This is a genomic window from Agrobacterium sp. Azo12 (assembly GCF_029193765.2).
Taxonomy (GTDB): Bacteria; Pseudomonadota; Alphaproteobacteria; order Rhizobiales; family Rhizobiaceae; genus Agrobacterium.
The window spans coordinates 2834612-2856291 of the sequence record NZ_JARFYO020000001.1; the positions used below are offsets into that span (position 1 = coordinate 2834612).

The 21680-nt window shown below is 55.0% G+C and carries 19 protein-coding genes; 13 read left to right on the plus strand and 6 right to left on the minus strand.

The features are described 5' to 3' along the window. Position 1 precedes the first annotated feature (1 nt). A complete protein-coding gene (locus PYL13_RS13550; protein ID WP_192488430.1) occupies positions 2–715 on the plus strand; it encodes a response regulator in 714 nt (237 codons plus the stop codon). A 59-nt stretch (positions 716–774) separates the two neighbouring features. Further along, positions 775–2154 (plus strand): ATP-binding protein, encoded by a 1380-nt coding sequence (locus tag PYL13_RS13555; protein ID WP_275642034.1) that lies wholly within the window; start codon positions 775–777, stop codon positions 2152–2154. 66 nt (positions 2155–2220) lie between these two features. Here the strand turns inward: PYL13_RS13555 and PYL13_RS13560 are convergent, their stop codons facing one another. The 4 genes from PYL13_RS13560 to PYL13_RS13575 all read right to left on the minus strand — a co-directional run bounded on the left by PYL13_RS13560 (position 2221) and on the right by PYL13_RS13575 (position 4680). Then, positions 2221–2562: a tRNA-binding protein gene (locus PYL13_RS13560; RefSeq protein ID WP_275641679.1), complete on the minus strand. Its 342-nt coding sequence runs from the start codon at positions 2560–2562 to the stop codon at positions 2221–2223. A gap of 74 nt (positions 2563–2636) precedes the next feature. Then, a complete protein-coding gene (gene proC / locus PYL13_RS13565) occupies positions 2637–3455 on the minus strand; it encodes a pyrroline-5-carboxylate reductase (RefSeq protein WP_275641680.1) in 819 nt (272 codons plus the stop codon). Between the two features lies 1 nt (position 3456). Continuing rightward, entirely contained in the window at positions 3457–3957 is a 501-nt protein-coding gene (locus PYL13_RS13570; protein ID WP_192488427.1) for a YbjN domain-containing protein, read from the minus strand. Positions 3958–4419: 462 nt separating this feature from the next. After that, positions 4420–4680: an accessory factor UbiK family protein gene (locus tag PYL13_RS13575; RefSeq protein WP_275641681.1), complete on the minus strand. Its 261-nt coding sequence runs from the start codon at positions 4678–4680 to the stop codon at positions 4420–4422. A gap of 237 nt (positions 4681–4917) precedes the next feature. On the opposite strand from PYL13_RS13575, the gene lgt reads away from it, so the two are divergent. The 7 genes from lgt to PYL13_RS13610 all read left to right on the plus strand — a co-directional run bounded on the left by lgt (position 4918) and on the right by PYL13_RS13610 (position 13442). Beyond that, positions 4918–5766 carry a prolipoprotein diacylglyceryl transferase gene (lgt, locus tag PYL13_RS13580; RefSeq protein ID WP_441296643.1) on the plus strand — a complete coding sequence of 283 codons (849 nt, stop codon included), beginning with the start codon at positions 4918–4920 and terminating at the stop codon, positions 5764–5766. A gap of 15 nt (positions 5767–5781) precedes the next feature. Then, positions 5782–6882, plus strand: coding sequence for a class I SAM-dependent methyltransferase (locus PYL13_RS13585; protein WP_275642036.1), 1101 nt, complete (start codon positions 5782–5784; stop codon positions 6880–6882). A gap of 144 nt (positions 6883–7026) precedes the next feature. Next, the gene (gene pgeF / locus PYL13_RS13590; RefSeq protein WP_275641682.1) at positions 7027–7821 is read left to right on the plus strand and encodes a peptidoglycan editing factor PgeF; all 795 of its coding nucleotides are present in this window, start codon (positions 7027–7029) and stop codon (positions 7819–7821) included. Positions 7822–7823: 2 nt separating this feature from the next. Beyond that, a complete protein-coding gene (locus PYL13_RS13595) occupies positions 7824–8975 on the plus strand; it encodes a M24 family metallopeptidase (protein ID WP_275641683.1) in 1152 nt (383 codons plus the stop codon). A gap of 100 nt (positions 8976–9075) precedes the next feature. Then, positions 9076–9861 (plus strand): hypothetical protein, encoded by a 786-nt coding sequence (locus tag PYL13_RS13600; RefSeq protein WP_275641684.1) that lies wholly within the window; start codon positions 9076–9078, stop codon positions 9859–9861. Positions 9862–10069: 208 nt separating this feature from the next. Continuing rightward, the gene (locus PYL13_RS13605; RefSeq protein WP_192488423.1) at positions 10070–11002 is read left to right on the plus strand and encodes a ribose-phosphate pyrophosphokinase; all 933 of its coding nucleotides are present in this window, start codon (positions 10070–10072) and stop codon (positions 11000–11002) included. Between the two features lie 169 nt (positions 11003–11171). Beyond that, positions 11172–13442 carry a methyl-accepting chemotaxis protein gene (locus PYL13_RS13610; RefSeq protein ID WP_275641685.1) on the plus strand — a complete coding sequence of 757 codons (2271 nt, stop codon included), beginning with the start codon at positions 11172–11174 and terminating at the stop codon, positions 13440–13442. 242 nt (positions 13443–13684) lie between these two features. Here PYL13_RS13610 and adh read toward each other — a convergent pair whose 3' ends face one another. Beyond that, entirely contained in the window at positions 13685–15199 is a 1515-nt protein-coding gene (adh, locus tag PYL13_RS13615) for an aldehyde dehydrogenase (RefSeq protein WP_250981949.1), read from the minus strand. A gap of 343 nt (positions 15200–15542) precedes the next feature. Continuing rightward, the gene (locus PYL13_RS13620; protein WP_192488421.1) at positions 15543–16502 is read right to left on the minus strand and encodes a helix-turn-helix domain-containing protein; all 960 of its coding nucleotides are present in this window, start codon (positions 16500–16502) and stop codon (positions 15543–15545) included. A gap of 282 nt (positions 16503–16784) precedes the next feature. On the opposite strand from PYL13_RS13620, the gene PYL13_RS13625 reads away from it, so the two are divergent. The 4 genes from PYL13_RS13625 (at position 16785) to pth (ending at position 21673) form a co-directional block, all read left to right on the plus strand. Then, entirely contained in the window at positions 16785–17387 is a 603-nt protein-coding gene (locus PYL13_RS13625; RefSeq protein WP_192488420.1) for a 50S ribosomal protein L25/general stress protein Ctc, read from the plus strand. A gap of 337 nt (positions 17388–17724) precedes the next feature. Then, positions 17725–20106, plus strand: coding sequence for an EAL domain-containing protein (locus PYL13_RS13630; protein WP_275641686.1), 2382 nt, complete (start codon positions 17725–17727; stop codon positions 20104–20106). Between the two features lie 28 nt (positions 20107–20134). Beyond that, positions 20135–20884, plus strand: a complete 750-nt coding sequence (locus PYL13_RS13635) for a substrate-binding periplasmic protein (protein ID WP_250981951.1) — start codon at positions 20135–20137, stop codon at positions 20882–20884. 69 nt (positions 20885–20953) lie between these two features. Next, on the plus strand, positions 20954–21673 hold the full coding sequence (pth, locus tag PYL13_RS13640) for an aminoacyl-tRNA hydrolase (protein WP_192488418.1): 720 nt from the start codon (positions 20954–20956) through the stop codon (positions 21671–21673). Positions 21674–21680 lie beyond the last annotated feature (7 nt).

Genomic DNA, 21680 nt, shown 5'->3' on the forward strand with positions numbered 1-21680 from the left:
CATGCCGAAGGCTGAGCAGAAGCAGCAACCAGCAGCAGACGATGCAGCACATTTGCTGATTGTCGATGATGACGCCCGCATTCGTGAACTGCTCCAGCGTTTCCTTGGCGAAAAGGGATACCGCGTCACCGTTGCAGCGGATGCGGCCGAAGCCCGTCGCAAGATGGAAGGCATTCGTTTCGACCTGTTGATCCTCGACGTGATGATGCCGGGTGAAAACGGCCTGTCCCTCACCCGCTCGCTCAACGAAAACAAATCCGTGCCGGTCATCCTGCTGACCGCACGGTCTGAGGCGGACGCTCGTATTGCCGGACTTGAGGCCGGTGCGGACGATTACCTTGCAAAGCCTTTTGACCCGCGCGAACTGGTGCTGCGTATCAACAACATCCTGCGCCGCAATGCATCGCCGGACACACCCAAAATCGAACAGGTGATGTTTGGTCCTTACAGCTTCTCCATTCCGCGAAAGGAACTGCGCAAGGGACCGGAGACGATAAGGCTTACCGATCGTGAGCAGGACATCATGCTGCTGTTCGCCCTGCGGTCTGGTGAAACCATTCCACGCCACGAGTTGGTAGACACCGATGCCGATGTTGGAGAACGCACCATCGACGTGCAGATCAACCGTCTGCGCCGCAAGATCGAGGATGACCCGGCAAACCCCGTCTATTTGCAGACGGTACGAGGCATCGGTTACCGTTTGAGCATCGATTGATATAACCAGCCAGCCCAAAACGCAGGCACTATCTGAACGCCGGAAAGGTTATGACGACCATGGCGAGCCTTGATTTCATGAACAAGATTCAGAACAGCAACATCTGGTCGTGGTGGCGTTTTGCAGCCCGCTGGCTGCGGCACTGGCTACCCACAGGGCTTTACACCCGTTCTCTGCTGATCATCATCTTGCCGATGATATTGCTGCAGGCTGTTGTCGTCACCCTTGTGATGGAACGTCACTGGCAAATGGTAACCGAGCGCTTGTCTGCCGGGGTCACGCGCGATATCGCCGCCATTATCGAAATTCTGGAGACGGAAGAAGACGAGGCCGATGAGGCACGCATTGTGCGGATTGCCCGTGAGAAGCTGGATCTCAGCATCTACATCGAACCGAAACAGGAACTGCCCGCCCCGCTTCCCCGGCAATACTTCTCCATTCTCGACAATATTCTGGAAGACCAGATCACATTGCAGATCGGCAAGCCGTTCTGGATCGACACCTATGGCAACGGATCACTGGTCGAAATCCGTATCCAGCTTGAAGACCACACCTTGCGTGTCTTCACCCGCCGCAACCAGGCCTACGCCTCCAACACGCATATCTTCATTGTCTGGATGGTTGGCGCCTCGCTGGTTCTGGTCGGCATTTCCGTCCTGTTCCTGCGTGGTCAAATTCGGCCGATCCTGTCGCTGGCGCAGGCTGCAGAAAGCTTCGGCAAGGGTCAGAAGATCATGCAGTACACACCACGCGGTGCCGATGAGGTACGCCGCGCCGGTCTGGCCTTCATTCTGATGCGGGAACGTATTGAAAGACAGCTTGAGCAACGAACGGCGATGCTGAATGGCGTCAGTCATGACCTTCGCACCATTCTGACGCGCTTTAAGCTGCAGTTGGCGCTGGCAGGCGAAAGTGCCGGGCTCGAAGAACTGGACCGTGATGTCGATGACATGCAGTCGATGCTGGAAGCCTACCTCACCTTCGCCCGGGATGGCGCAGAAGAAGATATAGGCAAACTGGCCATCTCACAGGTTCTGGAAAAACTGCGTATTGATTTCGATTTGCACGACAAGGTCATGACCTACAATATCTACGGAAGTGATGTGATCGCAGCCCGGCCCAACGCCTTTGCAAGGCTTATCGGCAACATTGCCGGCAATGCCCAGCGTTATGCCAATACGCTACATGTCGATGTGCGCCACGCACCCAAATCCGTTATTCTGACATTTGATGATGATGGTCCCGGTATTCCGGAAGAACTGCGCGAAGACGTGTTCAAGCCCTTCTTCCGGCTGGATGAGGCCCGCAACCTCAATTCATCAGGAACCGGCCTTGGTCTGTCAATCGTCAAGGATATTGCCATCAGCCATGGTGGTGAGGTGGCGCTGGATAACAGCCCGCTCGGCGGACTTCGTGTTGTCGTCAGAATCCCAGCTTAACACACACAGCAGTATGCAATCTTGGACACGGGACGAATAAGAGGTTTGTGTGCAGAGACGTGCGTCTCAGCACATCTTCTGGCCATTCGGCACCGGCTGCTCAACCGCCGCCAGAACGATGTCCCCATTGGCATCAGCAAAGCCGAGCGTTAGAACTTCGGAACGCACAGGACCGATCTGACGCGGCGGGAAATTCACAACCGCCAACACCTGTTGGCCGACAAGGTTCTCAAGAGTATAATGCACGGTGATCTGTGCCGATGATTTCTTGACGCCGATCTCGGCACCAAAATCTATCTTGAGTTTGAAAGCTGGTTTGCGTGCTTCAGGAAAAGGCTCTGCCTCAATGATCGTTCCAACGCGGATATCGACCTTTTCAAAGTCAGCGTAGTTTATCTCTTGAGACATGAAATCCTACCCACAATTCTGCGCAGTGAAATGAAGCAACCCCAACCCGAAAATGACAGGGCAAGGGCCCCGCTTCAGTTGGCCAGTTCTTCTGCCCGTTTACGGGCCGCAGCGATAGCTTCGTCAAAAAGCGGCTGCATGCCCTCCGGCGCCATCAGCACCGACAAGGCGGCGGCGGTCGTACCGCCGGGCGATGTCACATTCTGTCTTAGGCGAGACGCGTGTTCGGGGGACTGATGAAGCAGTTCACCAGCCCCCGCGACAGTCTCTCGCGCAAGTCGCATAGCGAGGTCCGCAGGCAGGCCAAGTTTTCGACCAGCCTCCGCCATGCATTCCACGAGATAAAAGACATAAGCCGGACCACTGCCGGAAACGGCGGTGACGGCATCGATATCGCCCTCGCCAGCAACCCATTCAACAGGGCCACTGACTTTGAGAAGATTGTGAACCTGAGTGCGCTGCTCTTCGCTGACGGCAGCATTGGCATAAGCGCCTGTGACGCCGCGACCAACCATGGCCGGTGTATTGGGCATGGCACGCACCATGGCGGCGGCACCCAGCTGCGTCTCAAGATAGCTCAGTGTTTTACCAGCCGCGATCGACACGATAACCGTATCGCTGCCAACCAACTTCTTGATCGATGGCAGAACCGTATCCATCAGTTGCGGCTTGACCGCAAGAAACACGATGCCAGCCGTCATGCCATCAGGTGGGGTAACCGAGTGGGTCGCCCCCGCCTCGGCAATCATCCGTTTCATGGCATCGGATGGGTTGGGATCGAGAACAACGACGGACGCGCCAGCAACACCCTTCTTGAGCCAGCCGGACAGCATAGCGCCACCCATATTGCCAGCTCCAACAAGAACGAGAGGCCTGCCTGCCGTCGTGACCATATCAGGCTTCTCCAACCGTCTCGAACAGGGCCACATCCATGGCCTGTTTTGCGTCCATGCCGGACCACACAACAAACTGGAATGCCTGGAAGTAGGCTTCGCAAGCGTCAAGCGCGCTGGAAAGCAGCACTTCAACCTGCTGGTTGGTTGGCTCTGCACCGCCGGCAAGCAACAGTGACTGACGGAAGATCACGACATCTTCCTGACGCCACAGATCAAAGTGCCCCATCAACGTTTGTCCGTTGACGAGCGACAGCAAACGAATGACTTCGTTGATCCGTCTCTCTGGCACCTTGATGTCGAAAGCGCAGGCAAGATGCAGCGCTTCAAACTGTTCCATCCACGAGAACGAGACGTGATAATCAGTCCAGCGTCCTTCCACCGTCATGGCAATCTCGTCTTCACCGGATCGCTCGAACGACCAGTCGTTCAAGGAGGCGACGAACTCGATCATATCAACCGGGTTCGTCTGACGTTCAGCTTCAATTTCCACTAGGCTCATACGGCACCTTCTCAACCGGAATGGATTGCGCAGTTTCGTACACAAGGAACAAAACTCACACATACACCCGACACAACATTTGGGACGATTGCCCGAGCCGCCAGAATAACGCAGTCACCCTGTCTGGAGCTTACCAGGTTCGTTTCGAATCATCATTTAAAATCAGTGTATAACGACCGAGTCCGGCTGCCACCCCCTCCTTTGCTAATTTGCGGAATAGGCAGTGGATAGAAGTTGTGACGCGATATCAGTTCAGAGTCATAACCGACTCTGGCGATTGAACTTTTCGCCAATGTCCACAGACCGGAAAATTTTCAGATTTTTTTATCTATTGACGCCAAATAACAGATTCGAACGCCCAAACCGGCCTGTGGACATCTCCGCACGAGGCCCAGGAATCAAAAATGCCGGACCAAACCGGCCCGGCATTCAACAGAATCAACGGGTAATGACCCGACAGGATTATTTGGACAGCTCTGCGATTTTCGCCTCAAGCGCCTCGATGCGCGCCTGCAAAGCGTCATTTTCGTCGCGCGCCTTGATCGCCATCTCGCGCACGACCTCAAACTCTTCGCGCTTGACCAGATCAAGACCACTCAACCAGCGGTCTGCCTGTGCGTGAAACGCGGTCTCGACTTCCTTGCGCACGCTCTGTGCGGCACCTGCCGCATCCGTCACCAGCTTAGCGAATTCATCCACAATACGATTCGGTCCTTTACTCATGACGAAACATCCTTCCTTCCGGGCCGTAACGGCCAGCAAAAACCATGAATTTCAGGTAGGCACTCCCATGCCTCTATGCAAGTAAAATCGAAAGCAGCGGCACGGTTGCATATCAGGGAAAACCTGTGCCCAAAAATCGCCTTGACCCGTTCCTATTCAATCGCCATCTTCCGGCTCCCGGCAGATAAATGCACTTCCATGCAGGAAATCTGCCGCACAATAACAAATTGATGGGACATGAGTTTGTATCCAGCCGCGACATCACTTTCGATCATGCCTTTTCCGCAAATCGACCCGATCGCCATCTCCATCGGGCCTTTGGCCATTCACTGGTATGGACTGGCTTATGTCGTTGGCATAATGCTTGGCTGGCTTTATGCGCGTCACCTCACCCGGAAAAACACTTTGTGGCCCGGCGACACCTCGCCCATCACCGTCGCCCACCTTGATGACTTCATAGTCTGGGCAACGGCGGGCATCGTGCTTGGCGGACGCGTCGGATACATATTGGTCTATGATTTTCCGTCAGTTGCAGCCAATCCCTTGCGCGCTTTCGAGATATGGAATGGCGGCATGTCCTTCCATGGCGGCCTGACCGGCACAACCATTGCCATGTTCCTGTTTGCACGCCGCAACAAAATCCCGGTCTGGAGCATGTTTGACATCATTGCTGCCGCAGCACCAATCGGACTGTTCTTCGGACGCATAGCGAACTTTATCAATGGCGAATTGTGGGGTCGGTTGAGCGACGCTCCCTGGGCCGTCGTTTTTCCGACCGGCGGACCCTTTGCGCGCCATCCAAGCCAGCTTTATGAAGCGGCTCTGGAGGGTCTGGTGCTGTTTATCGTGCTGGTGGTTGCCATCCACGTTTTCAAAGCCCTGAAACGACCTGGCATTGTCACAGGCATCTTTGTCACCGGTTACGGCCTGTCGCGTATCCTCGTGGAGTTCTTCCGCGAGCCAGATGCACAACTCGGTTATCTCGCAGGGAACTGGTTGACCATGGGCATGGTTCTTTCCACACCCATGGTGGCACTCGGCATCTGGGCCATCTTGCGCGCACGTCTGGCACCGGCCAACGTGTGAAGCGGAAAGGCATAACTGATGACGCAACTCGCAGAGCGCCTGAAGTCCATGATCCGCATAAGCGGTCCGTTGAGTGTAACGGATTATTTTTCGCTGTGCCTGGCCGACCCGCAATACGGCTATTACAAGACCCGTGAGCCGTTTGGTCCGACCGGCGACTTCGTCACCGCCCCGGAGATCAGCCAGCTTTTTGGAGAAATGCTCGGCGTCTTTATGGTGCATGCCTGGCAGCGGCATGGAACACCTGCCAATACGCGGCTGATTGAAATCGGTCCCGGACGCGGCACCATGATGGCAGATATGTTGCGCGTGATCTCCCGCATCGCCCCGCCGCTTTACGAAACCTGCACCGTGCACCTGGTGGAAACCAGCCCGAGGCTGACCGAAATCCAGCAACAGACGTTGCAGGCCCATGGTGGCAAGGTCAGCTGGCACAGCAGTTTTGATGAAGTACCGGCGGGCTTCACGTTGATTGCAGCTAATGAATTGTTCGACGCCATTCCGATCCGACAGTTCATTAAGACAGGCCACGGCTTCCGCGAAAGACTTGTCGGGCTGGATGCTGACGACAATCTGGCATTCACCACAGGTGCAGCTGGCATTGATCCGGACCTGCTACCGCCTGCACCAGAGAAAGAGCCTGTCGGCACTATTTTCGAATACTCGCCTGCACGCGAAAGCGTGATGATTACCATCTGCGATCGATTGAAAAGCGAAAACGGTACGGCACTGATCATCGACTACGGCCACCTTGTGACCGGTTTTGGCGACACATTGCAGGCGCTGCGCATGCATGAGTTCGATCCGCCGCTTGATCACCCCGGCGAAGCCGACCTGACAAGCCATGTCGATTTCCAGCATCTTGCACAAACGGCGCGCGATCTCGGCGTACATATCAATGGCTGCCTGCACCAGGGTGACTTTCTGTACGGGCTTGGATTGGCGGAACGCGCCTCGGCCCTGGCCCGCAATGCAACACCAGAACAGGCTCAGGCAATCACGGAATCCGTATCGCGTCTGGCCGGTGAAGGTGCAGGACGAATGGGGGAACTGTTCAAGGTACTTGCCATTTCAAGTCCGAACCTTCATCTGCTTCCATTCCGCGCGGTGGATTGACAGGGAACGCTCACGCTGTTCAACATCGTCAAAACGAAGCAGTAAAACTGCACGGGCACCTGCCAGGGTGAATTCAGGGAGTTTTGTCATCACGGGGTCATCCCGTCCCGTTTCAATCGCATTCAATCAAGGAAACCCGATATCATGCAGGATGAGCACATGCCTCTGCCGATAGAAAGCACCCTGCTCTCATCAGGTTCAAATGGCGCCATACGCCATGGTTTTTTCACCCGGCAAGGCGGGGTTTCACATGGTATCTATCGGGGATTGAATGTCGGACTCGGCTCGCAGGACGATCAGGAAGCCGTGATTGAAAACCGTACTCGTGTCGCAAACTGGTTTGGCCTGCCACTGGAACGGCTTGCAACCGTCCATCAGGTTCACTCCCCAGATGTGACAACCGTCGACAGCCATTTCGATGGCGAACGTCCGCAATGCGACGCGCTGGTCACCAGAACACCTGGTATCGTGCTTGGTGTATTGAGCGCCGATTGTGGCCCTATCCTGTTTTCCGATCCCGAAGCTGGCGTTATCGGGGCGGCTCATGCTGGCTGGAAAGGTGCACTTGGCGGCGTGCTGGAAAACACCATCGAAGCCATGGTCGACCTTGGTGCACGGCGTGAACACATCATCGCCTGCCTTGGCCCGTCGATCAGCCAGAAAAACTATGAGGTCGGGCCAGAATTCATTGATCGGTTCCTGAGCTACGATCCCGCCTACCAGACCTATTTCAACGCCTCCGACAAACCCGGCCACGCGATGTTCGACCTGCAGCGACTGACGGTAGACCGGTTGTTGAACGCTGGCGTAAAGGCGCACTCCCTCGACATCTGCACCTACCCCGATAAGGAGCTGTTCTTCTCCTATCGCCGCACGACACATGCCGCCGAGCCGGATTACGGTCGGCAGATTTCCGCAATTGCAATCACGGAGAGCTAATCATGGCACTGCACTTCACGACAGGAGAATTCGAAAGCCGCCGCACCCGCCTGATCGAGCGGATGAAGGCGGAAAATCTCGATGCGCTTTTGTTGTTTGCGCAGGAAAGCATGTATTGGCTGACCGGCTATGACACATTCGGCTACTGCTTTTTCCAGACACTGATTGTGAAGTCCGATGGAACCATGACGCTGTTGACGCGCTCAGCGGATCTGCGGCAGGCCCGTCAAACCTCCAATATTGAGAACATTACCATATGGGTGGACAGGCTGAACGCCGATCCGACGCTGGACCTGAAAAACCTGCTGAGCGAAATGGATCTGCTCGGCGCCAAGGTTGGCATTGAATATGACACCCATGGCATGACCGGCCGCGTCGCAAAGCTGCTTGATAACCAGCTGGCCACCTTCTGCCAGATCAGCGACGCGTCCTATCTGGTCAGCGCACTGCGTCTTGTCAAAAGCGCCGAGGAAATTGTGTACGCCAAACGCGCTGGCGAACTGGCGGATGATGCGCTGGATGCTGCCCTTCCGCTGATCCGCGCCGGTGGTAGCGAGGCCGATATTCTGGCTGCCATGCAGGGTGCCGTCTTTGCCGGCGGCGGCGATTACCCCGCCAACGAATTCATTATCGGGTCCGGACAGGACGCCCTTCTTTGCCGTTACAAGGCCGGCCGCCGTACTCTGGAGGAAAAAGACCAGCTGACACTGGAATGGGCCGGAGTAAGCGCACATTACCACGCTGCGATGATGCGCACCGTCGTCATCGGCACGCCAGACTTCCGTCAGAAGGAGCTCTACAACGCCTCCCACGAGAATATCATTGCCATCGAAGAGGTCCTGAGGCCGGGCAAGACATTTGGCGATGTGTTCGATACTCATGCCCGGATCATGGATGAGCGTGGACTGACACGGCACCGCCTCAACGCTTGCGGTTATTCGCTCGGCGCACGTTTTTCGCCCTCGTGGATGGAACACCAGATGTTCCATGCCGGCAACACCCAGGAAATCCTGCCTGACATGACCCTGTTCGTGCATATGATCATCATGGATTCCGATAGCGGCATCGCCATGACCCTCGGCCAGACCTATCTGACGACAACGGATGCCCCCGTCTCGCTGTCGCGCCATACGCTGGCTTTGATTGCAGTCTGAGAGAACCGTTGATTTGACATAACCGGCTTGACGCCCATACATTGCCGCCGGGCAGATGTGCTTCGTTGCGATATCCTCACCGATATCCGGCAAGGCAAAGATGACGGAGACTGACGATGAGGAAAAACCGCGTATGAGGCGGCTGACGACCATGTTGGCCATTCCCGGCCTTACATTCGCTCTTGCAGCCTGCAACACGTCCGATGCACTCACGCCACAGGTCGGCATTGGAGAAGGCCTGCAGCCATCGTCCACTCCCTTGACGCAAAACGATCTCGATCGCGCCTCTGCTGCCGCAGACACCCAGACGGCTTACCAGCCGCCGCAACGGCAGACCTACCGTCCACAAAACACGCTGGATGCGCAGGCGCACGCCCTGTCTAACGGTGCCGGGCAATATCAGGACTATCAGCAGCCGGTAGCGTCACAGCCGCCTGCTCAGCAACAACAGCAGTTGCAACCAACACTGCAACAACAGGAGCGCCAGCAGCAGAGCGCGTCGCTGGCACCCGCGTCATCGTCCGGCAGCATTCGTTTTTTGCCCATCATCGGCGCGCCGGTTCAGGCCGTCACACCGCTGTCACGGCAACTCGGTGCAGAAGCCCGCGCCAAAGGCTTGACGATCCGTAGTTCCAACGACACGGCAAGCGACCATATTCTCAAAGGTTACTTCTCCGCCTTCCCGGATGGCGGCAAAGTGACGATCGTCTTTGTGTGGGATGTGCTGGATAACAATGGCGCGCGTCTGCACCGTCTGCAGGGACAGGAAAGTGTGTCTGGCAGAGGCAGTGATCCTTGGGCGGCGGTAACACCAGCCGCGATGGAATCCATCGCCAATAGAACGCTTAACGAGTACATGGCATGGCGCAATGCGAACGCTGGGTGAGTTTTGTCAAAAAGAATTCATGAAAAACGTGAGCAAATCCGCTTCACCCCTTGCATTCACGACCAACGGCGCTATTAAGGCGCGCATGGCAATAAGGCATGTCCGGCGGCGTTTTAGAGCCGGGTGTCCCTTCCCTTGAATAACGCACCGGTCACGAGGTATATCCTTATGATCTCTCACGCGATGGCATGGTAACAGGCGGGCCGCAATGAAGGTTTTCGCAGGCAATTCGAACCGGCATCTCGCCGAAGCGATCTGCAAGTATCTTAATGTTCCTCTCGGAAATGCCACTGTAAGGCGGTTTGCTGACCAGGAAATTTTCGTCGAAATCAGCGAGAATGTTCGCGGTGAAGACGTGTTCATCGTTCAGTCGACATCGTTCCCGGCGAACGATCACCTGATGGAACTGCTGATCATGATCGACGCGATGCGCCGGTCCTCCGCAAAGCGCATCACTGCCGTTCTCCCCTACTTCGGCTATGCGCGTCAGGATCGTAAAGCGGGGCCCCGCACACCGATCTCGGCAAAGCTGGTGGCAAACCTCATCACCGAGGCTGGCGCCGACCGCGTTTTGACGCTGGACCTGCACGCTGGTCAGATTCAGGGCTTCTTCGATATACCGACGGACAATCTGTTTGCTGTTCCAATCCTCGCTCGCGATGTGAAAGAACACTATGACCTGAAAAACGTCATGGTCGTATCTCCAGACGTTGGCGGCGTTGTTCGTGCCCGCTCGCTGGCCAAGCGTCTCGACTGTCTGCTAGCAATCGTTGACAAGCGCCGTGACCGTCCAGGTGAATCCGAAGTCATGAACGTTATTGGTGACGTCAATGGCAAGGATTGCATCCTCATAGACGACATCGTTGATTCCGGCGGCACGCTGTGCAACGCCGCTGAAGCTCTGCTCAAGAACGGTGCAACAAGCGTTACAGCTTACATCACGCACGGCGTTCTATCAGGCGGCGCAGTGGCGCGTATCGCCTCTTCCAAACTGCGTGAGCTCGTCATAACTGATAGCATTCAGCCAACCACGTCCGTGCAGTCCGCTCACAACATTCGTGTTGTGTCGACGGCCAACCTGTTGGGTGAAGCTATCAACAGAACCGCACAGGAACAGTCCGTATCCGGTCTGTTTGACTGATATTCGCAAAAGCGGTTGGTCTATCCGACCTCAGGAAGGTGCGCGTAATACGCGCACCTTCCCGTAAAAAGCGAATAATTATCATACAATATAGCGATATTTAACGCCCTCGAAAGCAATTGCTGCGAAGACTTTCCCCAATCGTGTTCTCACTGGAGGGGGTAAGTTCATGCCTGTTGGCACATCGCGGGAGGTTGCCAAGCGCAGTTCCTTGTCTATCAAGACAAAATTTGCGGCTTTGGTAACGGGAGCAACGCTGGTTTCATGCCTTTCTGTCGGCCTGTTGTCCTATCAAACAGGCAAGGCCGGTCTGATTGACGCAAGCAAATTGCGCCTTGAAACCGTTGAGCAAAATCAGGCAAAGCAGCTTTCGGCCTACACAGACCGCGTGGAGCAGACCCTGGCCGAGATTGCACAGAACAGTGCCCTTGCCCAGGCAACAGAAACAATGACCAACATCATCGCAACCGAGCGTGATGAAGTCATCAAATCCTTCCGCCGCACCGATATTCCTGTTGAACAGCGCGTCGCATTCGATGGTGAAAAGCTGAAGCTGCTCTACGGCATTCAGCACGCCACCATCAACGGAACAATTGCCAGCAACTGGCGCAATGCGCGTGTCAGCGACATCTACGTCGTCGACAAGAATGGCCTCATCATCTACTCCGTCGCCAAGGAAAGCAACTTCCTGACCAATATTTCCGAACCAGGGAATGAAGCGATTAAGGAATTGCATGACCGTATCGCTGCCGGACAGGACGGTGTTGTCCACAGAGGCACATTCAACGGCACAGGTGCAGAGGCCTCCACTTACATCGGGATGCCACTTGCCATTTCGTCCTGGGGCCAGGTGCTGCGCAAAGGCGTCATCATCATCCGCGTATCGGCAGACCGCGTTGCCTCTGTCGTCACGCCAGAGGGCATCGGCACATCGATTGACGATGCATTCCTGCTGAATGAAAAGGGCGCCTTCCGCTCCGGCGTTGTCTCCGGTGGTGCAAACGCGCCGGTGCCACAGGAACTGATCGCCGCCGCCGCAAGTGGCCAGACCGGTTCAGTTTTTGCCGACAGCGGCAGCAACCGCACCTTCTTTGCATACGCTCCGGTTACGATTTTTGGTGAGAAGCATCTGCTTGCCACCGGCCAGGCTGAAAGCAAGGTACTGGCATCTGCCAACAACCTCGCCTTCTCAGCGTTCATTGCCACGCTTGCCGTGCTCGGCATCATGACCCTGATCGGCATTCTAGTGTCCTCGGGCCTGACCAAGCCGCTAACGGAACTGGCAAAGCTGATGAACCGCCTGAACGAAGGCGACAAGTCCATTGACATCAAAGCGGTTTCCCGTGGCGATGAAATCGGCGTCATGGCCAAAGCACTGGAATCTTTCCGCCAGGGCCTGATCGAAAAAGAACGCATGGAAGAAGATTCCGCCCGCAAGAGCGAAGAGCTGGATGAAGAGCGCCAGCAGCGCGAAACGGAAAAGGCACGCAGCGCCAAGGAATTGGAAGACGCGGTGTCGGCTCTGGCCACCGGTCTTGCAAACCTCTCCAACGGCAAACTCGATCTGCGTATCGACCGCCCGTTCGTTCCGTCTCTCGACCACCTGCGTGTTGACTTCAACAACTCGGTTGCAGGGCTGGAAGCGACCATTGCCAATATCGGCAGCAGCGCAAACACCATTCACGCAGGTTCCGGCGAGTTGAAAAGCGCTTCACAGGACTTGTCGCACAGAACAGAACGTCAGGCAGCAGCCCTGGAAGAAGCCGCTGCTGCACTGGGTGATATGACCCAGACCGTCAATGACGCGCTGAGCCGTTGCAACATTGCCGTTCAGGCAACCGCAGAAACGATGGATGGCGCGCAGAAGTCGACCGAGGTGGTCCGTGAAGCCATCGTCGCGATGGAACGCATCGAATCCTCGTCGTCTAAGATCCGTCAGATCATTGATGTGATCGACCAGATCGCTTTCCAGACCAACCTTCTGGCCCTCAATGCCGGTGTGGAGGCCGCGCGCGCCGGTGAAGCGGGCAAGGGCTTTGCGGTCGTTGCCCAAGAAGTGCGTGAACTGGCGCAGAAATCAGCGGCTGCAGCACGCGATATCTCGCAATTAATTGCAGCCTCCGCGCAGGACGTTGAAGGTGGTGTAGCGCTGGTTCTGAAAACCGGTGAAAGCCTGGAGCACATTCAGGGCCGCATTCGCTCGGTCAATGATCATATTGGGGCCATTGCCACCGCATCGCGTGACCAGTCGCTGCGTCTTGGTGAGATCAATGCATCGGTCAACTCGCTGGATCAGGTCACCCAGCAGAACGCGGCAATGGTCGAGGAAACCACCGCCTCCGCCTTTGCTCTGGCCAGTGAGGCAGACAGCCTCAATGCGCAGATCAGCCAGTTCTCGGTGCGTCGCCAGATACAGGCGGAAAACCGCTACGCGGCATAAGCCATAACAAAGATCAAGAATGAGAAAGGCCGGAGCTTCCACTCCGGCCTTTTTGTTTCAGGCGTCATTTTTGCCCTCATTCCAGATCGCGCCTTGCAAAGGGCGAAACGTCTTCTGGACCGGGCTGCCGGAGACCGCAATCTCCGGCAGCACGCCGGCAGGGACACCACCGGCTTCCGGGGAGGATATTCTGCAGGTTGCGTAACCTTAAGGCGACGCAACGTGCTTCTGGTCTTCGGGCCTTAGAAGAACCCAAGCTTGTTCGGGCTGTAGGAGACCAGAAGGTTCTTGGTCTGCTGATAGTGGTCGAGCATCATCTTGTGGGTTTCACGACCGATACCGGATTGCTTGTAGCCACCAAATGCCGCGCCTGCCGGATAGGCATGGTAGCAATTGGTCCAGACGCGGCCAGCCTCGATGCCACGGCCAGCGCGGTATGCGAGATTGGTATCACGGCTCCACACACCGGCACCCAGACCATAGACTGTGTCATTGGCAATCTCGATTGCCTCTTCCACAGTCTTGAAGGTGGTCACCGATACGACCGGTCCGAAGATTTCTTCCTGGAACACCCGCATCTTGTTGTTGCCTTCAAAGATCGTTGGCTGAATGTAATAGCCATCCTTGAGGTTGCCAGGCAGAGACTTCTTGTCACCACCGGTCAGCACCTTGGCGCCTTCCTTACGGCCGATCTCGAGATAACTCATGATCTTATCGAACTGCTCCTGAGACGCCTGCGCACCGATCATCGTCGATGGGTCAAGCGGGTCGTTCTGGCTGATGGCCTCAACACGTTTGACGGCTTTTTCCATGAAGCGGTCATAGATCGATTCGTGCACCAGAGCGCGGGATGGGCAAGTGCAGACTTCGCCCTGATTAAGCGCAAAGAATGCAAACCCTTCCAGCGCCTTGTCGAGGAACGCATCGTCTTCATTCATCACATCGGCGAAGAAGATATTTGGTGACTTGCCACCCAGTTCGAGTGTGATGTTGGTGACGTTGTCAGCCGCATAACGCATGATTTCCTTGCCCACCGAGGTGGAACCGGTAAATGCGATTTTGGCGATGCGATTGCTTTGGGCCAGCGGCTTGCCAGCTTCCGTACCCAGGCCATTGACGATGTTGATCACACCCGGTGGCAGCAGATCTTCGATCAGTTCCATCACCACCAGAATAGAGGCTGGTGTCTGCTCTGCTGGCTTGAGCACCACGCAGTTACCTGCGGCCAATGCCGGAGCAAGTTTCCATGCCGCCATCAGGATAGGGAAGTTCCATGGAATGATCTGGCCAACCACGCCAAGTGGCTCATGGAAATGATAGGCAACCGTGTCATTGTCGATCTGGCCGATTGAGCCTTCCTGCGCCCGAATGCAGCCCGCAAAATAGCGGAAATGGTCGATGGTCAGTGGAATATCGGCATTCATCGTTTCACGAAGCGGCTTGCCGTTGTCCCAAGTTTCAGCGCGAGCAATCTTGTCGAGATTGTCTTCAATGCGCTGTGCAATTTTCAGCAGAATGTTGGAACGCTCGGCAACACTTGTCCGGCCCCAGGCGGCACGGGCCTTATGGGCCGCATCAAGTGCCACTTCAATATCCGCAGCATTCGAGCGGGCAACCTCGCAAATCTTCTGCCCTGTGACGGGCGAGAGATTGTCCATGTATTTTCCGGATTGGGGTTCAACCCATTTTCCACCGACGTAGTTGCCGTATTTTGCTTTAAACGGGCTGTCGGCGATCTTTTGAATCTGAATATTCATTGAGTTCATCCTCCCTGATGAAAGCGGTTCTCACAAACCGATGTGGAGAGAATGGGCCTGAAAATCATAGCACGATAGGGTGCAGGCGGCGTATGGCACCGCACACTGTTTCATATCTGCTACAATAGCAGATGCTGGATTGTACCAAATGTGTTCGGAAATCGAATGGTTGGCAGCGACGGCATTCATGCCATTCAAACCGGTTTGAACCCGGCAAACAAAGCCGGTGCTGGCCAAAGTTATTCAAAGGCTCACAAACACAGGAGCCTTAGAAAGATACAAACAGCGACCTCCCGCCCAACACCAGACAACCAAAAACTAGCGCCTGTGCAAGACGAATGCCTCAGTGAATTTCAAGCTTCTTCAGCTTGCGATGCAAGGTGGCGCGGCTGATACCAAGCAGATTGGCTGCATGAGACACATTACCATTGGCGCGCGACAGAACACGGCGCACAGCCGCCCTCTCCGCCTCCAGCAAATCTGACCGCATATCGCCCCGTTGCTCCTGCAAAGCATCAACAGCTGGAACACCCTGCGCAATCAGCGCATCATCAAGCCGCAAGATTTGCCGTGCCGCACGAGTGGCACCGAGAATGATGTCGTCATGATCGACGGCAATCAGTGAAAGCGCCGCCGAACCGGCATTTGGCACCATGATGATTCTCGCTTCCGGGAATGCACGGCGAAAAAGATTACCCTCGATACGCTGCGCGGCGTCGCGAACAGTTTGCGTCAGAATGGACACCGTCAGTTCATTGACGTCATCCCGGCAGGTCGAGATATCAAGGGCACCGGCAATATGCCCCATATGGTCGCGAATGGGCGCCGTTGTGCAGGAAAGGCCGATATTTGACGTGAAGAAATGCTGGTCGCGGTAAACGACAACCGCACGCTCATCGGCCAGCGCAGTACCTATACCGTTGGTGCCAACACTGGCTTCGCTCCAGATCGCACCGGACCACAGGCCCAGTTCACGAAACTCCTTGTCGTCACCGGCTGCACCGCGCCGCTCTAGGGCAACGCCCTTAGCATCTGTCAACATCAGGCAGCAGCCCGCCTTGCCGACCGCCTGAAATATCCGATCGAGCTCGTCAGCGCTTTCCACCAACAGATCGGCAGAGGTCAGACGCGCTTGCTGAAATTCCGAATCCATAAGGAACAGTGGTTTATGGGCTTCTTCCGGCGCTAACCGGTGCATGGTCATGCACCGGCGCCAGGAGGCGACGATGGGTGAACTTGCCGCCGCAGAACGCTGGCGCGCACTTTCATAAACCCTGTCTGCGTGAGCTGTGGCATTTTGCATTGTCCGCTCCTCCCAAAGCTTTTTTGAATGGTGCATGCAGGGAAACTATGTTTCAACGCTAAAATACATCTTATAACACAAACGTCATCTGTACTGTGCGAACATATGTGGCAATCCGCAATAAACCCGCACTTCGCTTGCGTTTCCCCATGCTTTGTACTATAGGCGCGCTGTCCGTGTAGACACCCTTGGAGGCAACGCGGATGAAACATTTATGATGTTTCCAGTTTCAGACTGCAATGGTGGACTGAAACTCTCCATACAACCTCGAAAGGAATAGCCATGAGCAAGGAAACTTACGAGCTCAAGGCCGAGGCGCGCGAACGGGTCGGTAAGGGGTCCTCCCGTGAACTTCGCCGCAACGGTTTGATCCCAGCTGTCATCTATGGTGACAAGCAGGCCCCAATTTCTATCGCGCTCTCGACCAACGAAGTAACCAAGCGTATTCACGCTGGCGGCTTCATGACGACGATTGCAACCATCGACGTCGATGGCAAGAAGATCAAGGTTCTCCCTAAGGTTTACCAGCTTGATCCGGTCCGCGACTTCACCATGCATGTCGACTTCCTGCGCGTTTCTGGCAACACTGCCGTCAACGTTCAGGTTCCGGTTCACTTCATCAACGAAGACAAGTCCGCGATCAAGACCGGCGCTGTTCTCAACATCGTTCGTCACGAAGTTGAACTGCACGTTCCTGCCAACGACATTCCGGAATTCCTCACGGTTGACCTCGCTGGCGCCAAGGTTGGCGACAGCCTGCACATCTCTGCTGTGAAGCTTCCAAAGGGCGCAACTACGGTTATTGCTGATCGTGACTTCACGATTGCAACGATCGTTGCTCCTGCTGCTGGCATTGCTGAAGAAGAAGCTGCATCCGAAGAATAATCGGCCGCATCTGTTTCTGACAGATTGAACACCCTGCTTTCACTCGAAGGCAGGGTGTTTTCGTATGCGCCCAATACTAATACACGCCAATATTGCTCATAAAAAACAAACAATCAGAGCGCGTTCAATCAACCTTTAATATAGTTATTTCAGCATCATTTAATGATTATGTGGAATTATGATTGAATATTTGGAGATACTAATTGACCACCATAGCGATTGCTTGAGGATGGAAAGACTTTTTTAAGCATATGCTTGGTGAATATTTATATCTTGCGAACGATCGGCGTGGGGGACGCCGGTTTTACAAGGGGTTGCGGGGGCTGGATATATTGACATGACCCATTCGGTAGAAAGTCGTTTTATCGCGATCGTATCGGGAGCGTTGCTCGCTGTCGTCGCGCCGCTTTTTACTTTACTGCTCGCCCTTTCCTATCAGGAAGCGATCAAAAACCAGCGTGATCATATTGAAATCCTGCTGGCCGCCAATTCCCAGGCGCTCAGCCGTCCATTATGGGACATGGATGACGACACCATCAACCAGATCACCGGAACACTGGTCTCCGATCCCGTTATCCGCATGGTACGCGTCAAGGACACGTCGGGACAACTTGATCTGGTGCAGACAGCAGGCACCGGGGTTCCCGAAGAGCCACAGACCGTTACCCGCACCATCAGCTATAAAACGCTGAACGGCATTGAGACGGTTGGCAGCGTCACGATCTATTATGCATCGATCAACATCTTCTCGTCGCTCAGCCGCATCGAAGTCGCCTTCATCTCGATCTTCATTCTTGCCATCCTGACGGTCTTTGTCACGGCAGTCGTTGGCAACCGTTTGATGATCATAAAACCGTTGTTGCGACTGACAGCGGCCATTGAGGCAACACGCCAGCTTGGCTCCCGTCACCACGTCGACTGGCGGTCCAGCGATGAAATGGGCCGGCTTGCAAAAAGCTTCAACGAAATGCAGATCCAGCTTGAGCGGGAAGAGCGCGAGATCAAGAAGGCGCATAAACGGACGACGGAAATCTACAATCTGACGCCCGCCATGCTATTTTCACTCGACAAGGCAGACCGTATCTCGGCAGTCAGTGACTACTGGAGCCAGAGAACCGGTTACGACCGTGAAAACATCATCGGCACGCATTTTTCCGATCTTGTTGCCGATGAGGACCGCAAGACCTTCATCCTGCGCAAATTCTCTGGTTCAAGCACTGAGAGCGCCTCCGACATTACCATCCGCTTCAAATGTGCGGATGGAAAAACGATGGACGTGCTCATTCAGGAAAAGGCACTCAGCTCCATTGAGGCTGGCCGTCACACGGCATCGCTCAGCGTTATGACCGATGTGACCGAACTGCGCCAATCAGAAAAGCGCAACAAACATCAGGCTATTTCCGACCACCTTACCGGCCTTCTCAATCGCCAAGGCTTTGAAGCCATGCTCGATGAAAAAATCCGCGAAGCCGATGAAAATCGGACGGAACTCGCCTGCCTGTTCATCGACCTTGATCGCTTCAAGACCATTAATGACAGTCTGGGCCACGCCGCTGGCGACGAGGTGCTGCAGGAGTTTGTGGACCGCATCAAGCCGCTGCTGGAAGGCAGCGACAGTGCTTCGCGTCTTGGCGGCGACGAGTTTGCCATCCTGCTGGCCGGCGACAACACCGAACACCGTGCGACAGTGTTCTGTGAAAAGATCAGTGACATCTTCAATCAGCCATTTGTCACCCACGGCAATATCGTGCGCCTCAGCGCCAGCATCGGCCTTGCGCTATATCCAACCCATGCCTCGAATGCGGCAGAGCTGCTGCAAAACTCGGACATGGCGATGTATACGCGCAAGCGTGGCGGCAAAAACGGCGCACAGATGTTTGACCCTTCCATCACCGACAAGGCACGCGAACGCGCCGAGACGGAAAGTGATATCGAACAGGCAATCGCCAATGACTGGTTCGATGCCTATCTGCAGCCAATCGTCCGGCTGGAAAGCGGCGAGACCATCGGCTTTGAAGCGTTGATGCGCCTCAACCACCCGACAAAGGGCATTCTTCCTCCCGCCAATATCATCAATGTGGCAGAGGAAACCGGCACCATAAATCGTATTGGCAACCTGATCCTGGAGCACTCGCTTGCCAATCTGGCAGAGATTTCCGCGCTTCCGCATCTGTCGAATTGTTATGTCGCGGTGAACTTCTCGGCCCAGCAGTTTGAGCCCGGCTTGCCGACGCGGATTGCCGGCCTTCTCTACCGTTACAATATTCAGGCCAGCCGTCTGGTGATTGAAATCACCGAGGCCGTGTTAATGAATGACGACCCGCAGATCAGAACCATTCTCAACACCATCCACGACTTCGGCTGCCGTATTGCGCTCGACGACTTTGGAACCGGTTATTCGTCGCTAAGCTACCTGAACCGCTTCCCGGTAGACATCGTCAAGATCGACCAGTCGTTTACCAAGTCGATCATGGATCCGGTGTCCGACATCAGCCAGAAGAGCCACATGCTGATCGAGGGCATCAGTGCAATCTCACATAAGATGAGCTGTTCTGTCATCGCCGAGGGCATTGAGACACTGGAACAGCAGGAGTTATTGATGGAAATCGGCGTGGATTGCGGACAGGGTTACCTGTTTGCCAAACCGCAGCCAATTGCCCAGTTGATGCCGATGTTCGCAGCGCAGAACGCGTTTATGAAGCCAGCAATTGGTGCTTAGGCCTGAAAATCAGCATGGGGGAAACGGTGTGAAACATATCCTTGTCAGTTTGTTTTTAATCGTCTCTTCCACGTACGCCCACGCACATACCCTCACCTTTTCCACCGAAGACTATCCGCCTTACAGCTTTACCGACGCCAGTGGCAACGCCAGAGGCGTATATATGGAACAGCTGGAAATCATGATGGAAAAGGAAAAACTGGATTACAAGGTTACGGTCATGCCATGGGCGCGGGCCTTGGCCCTTGCGGAAACCCAGTCCATGCACTGCGTGTTCGCCACGGCCAGAACCGCAGAACGTGAGCACAAGTTTAAATGGGTCGTGCCTCTACACACCGACCGTAATGTGTTGATTGCCCTAAAAGCCAAAAAAATCCGTATCGGAAAAATCACTGACAGTTTCGGATACACCATCGGTACTCAACGCAACGATTACACCGAAACCGTTCTTCGCCAGATCGGTTTTCCCAATATCGAACTGAGCGCCGATTTCAATCTAACGCTCAACAAGCTGTTTGCCGGACGCATCGACATGATGCCCATGTCGGAAAGCACATTCATCAAAATCGCCAAGGGCACGACAAATTTCGAAAAAGTCTTCACGCTGTCTGACCAGATCCTCGGCGTAGCCTGCAACAAATCCGTACCTGATAGTATCATCGCCCGCATGCAAAAACGGCTGGATGATCTGATCGCCGATGGGACGCAGCGCAAGATATTTGAAAAATATGGCCTGATTATTCATAACGATCTTCATCTTCCTGCGCATACGCCCTAAGACGTTGCGCAGCGCGTTAATTTCTCAGGCCACAAATGTCGCCTGTGATCATCGGAATATGAGACGACAATGATTATCATCGCTGGCCTTGGTAACCCCGGCAGCCAATATGCTGGAAACCGGCACAATATCGGCTTCATGGCTGTCGACGCATTACAGCGCCTGCCCTCCTTTTCGCCCTGGTCCAGAAAATTCAAATCGGAAATTTCCGAAGGTGAAATTGCTGGCGAAAAAGTCCTGCTGATGAAGCCGCTGACCTATATGAACCTGTCGGGCGAAGCAGTTGGCGAAGCCATGCGCTTTTACAAGCTTGGCCCATCCAACATCATCGCCATTCATGATGAACTCGATCTGCCTGCTGGTCGCGTGCGCATCAAAACTGCGGGCGGCCATGGCGGCCACAACGGCCTGAAGTCACTTGATGCCCATTGCGGCAAGGATTACCGACGCCTGCGGCTTGGCATTGGTCATCCCGGCGACAAGGACCGTGTGCATGGTCACGTGCTGGGGGATTTTGCCAAGACTGACAAGGTTTGGCTCGAGCCCCTCATCGACGCCATTGCCGACAATGCCAGCATGCTGGTCAAAGGCGAAGATTCGCAGTTGATGAACAAGCTGGCCTTGGCAACCGGAGCCAAGGCAGAACCAGAGAAACAAGTTAAACCGGCAAAGCCTGCCGCCAAATCGCACATTCATCAGGCGCGCAACCACGCCCAACCGATGAAGCTGCCGGAAACCGGCCCCATGGCGGAAATGCTGAAAAAGATGTTCGGCGGCAAGAAAGACTAACTTGCCG

Bases quoted from the DNA above. Each gene is read 5' to 3' on its own strand.
- PYL13_RS13550 (WP_192488430.1), top strand. From the start codon at position 2: ATGCCGAAGGCTGAGCAGAAGCAGCAACCAGCAGCAGACGATGCAGCA.
- PYL13_RS13555 (WP_275642034.1), top strand. From the start codon at position 775: ATGGCGAGCCTTGATTTCATGAACAAGATTCAGAACAGCAACATCTGG.
- PYL13_RS13560 (WP_275641679.1), bottom strand. From the start codon at position 2,562: ATGTCTCAAGAGATAAACTACGCTGACTTTGAAAAGGTCGATATCCGC.
- proC (WP_275641680.1), bottom strand. From the start codon at position 3,455: ATGGTCACGACGGCAGGCAGGCCTCTCGTTCTTGTTGGAGCTGGCAAT.
- PYL13_RS13570 (WP_192488427.1), bottom strand. From the start codon at position 3,957: ATGAGCCTAGTGGAAATTGAAGCTGAACGTCAGACGAACCCGGTTGAT.
- PYL13_RS13575 (WP_275641681.1), bottom strand. From the start codon at position 4,680: ATGAGTAAAGGACCGAATCGTATTGTGGATGAATTCGCTAAGCTGGTG.
- lgt (WP_441296643.1), top strand. From the start codon at position 4,918: ATGAGTTTGTATCCAGCCGCGACATCACTTTCGATCATGCCTTTTCCG.
- pgeF (WP_275641682.1), top strand. From the start codon at position 7,027: ATGCAGGATGAGCACATGCCTCTGCCGATAGAAAGCACCCTGCTCTCA.
- PYL13_RS13595 (WP_275641683.1), top strand. From the start codon at position 7,824: ATGGCACTGCACTTCACGACAGGAGAATTCGAAAGCCGCCGCACCCGC.
- PYL13_RS13600 (WP_275641684.1), top strand. From the start codon at position 9,076: ATGACGGAGACTGACGATGAGGAAAAACCGCGTATGAGGCGGCTGACG.
- PYL13_RS13605 (WP_192488423.1), top strand. From the start codon at position 10,070: ATGAAGGTTTTCGCAGGCAATTCGAACCGGCATCTCGCCGAAGCGATC.
- PYL13_RS13610 (WP_275641685.1), top strand. From the start codon at position 11,172: ATGCCTGTTGGCACATCGCGGGAGGTTGCCAAGCGCAGTTCCTTGTCT.
- adh (WP_250981949.1), bottom strand. From the start codon at position 15,199: ATGAATATTCAGATTCAAAAGATCGCCGACAGCCCGTTTAAAGCAAAA.
- PYL13_RS13620 (WP_192488421.1), bottom strand. From the start codon at position 16,502: ATGCAAAATGCCACAGCTCACGCAGACAGGGTTTATGAAAGTGCGCGC.
- PYL13_RS13625 (WP_192488420.1), top strand. From the start codon at position 16,785: ATGAGCAAGGAAACTTACGAGCTCAAGGCCGAGGCGCGCGAACGGGTC.
- PYL13_RS13630 (WP_275641686.1), top strand. From the start codon at position 17,725: ATGACCCATTCGGTAGAAAGTCGTTTTATCGCGATCGTATCGGGAGCG.
- pth (WP_192488418.1), top strand. From the start codon at position 20,954: ATGATTATCATCGCTGGCCTTGGTAACCCCGGCAGCCAATATGCTGGA.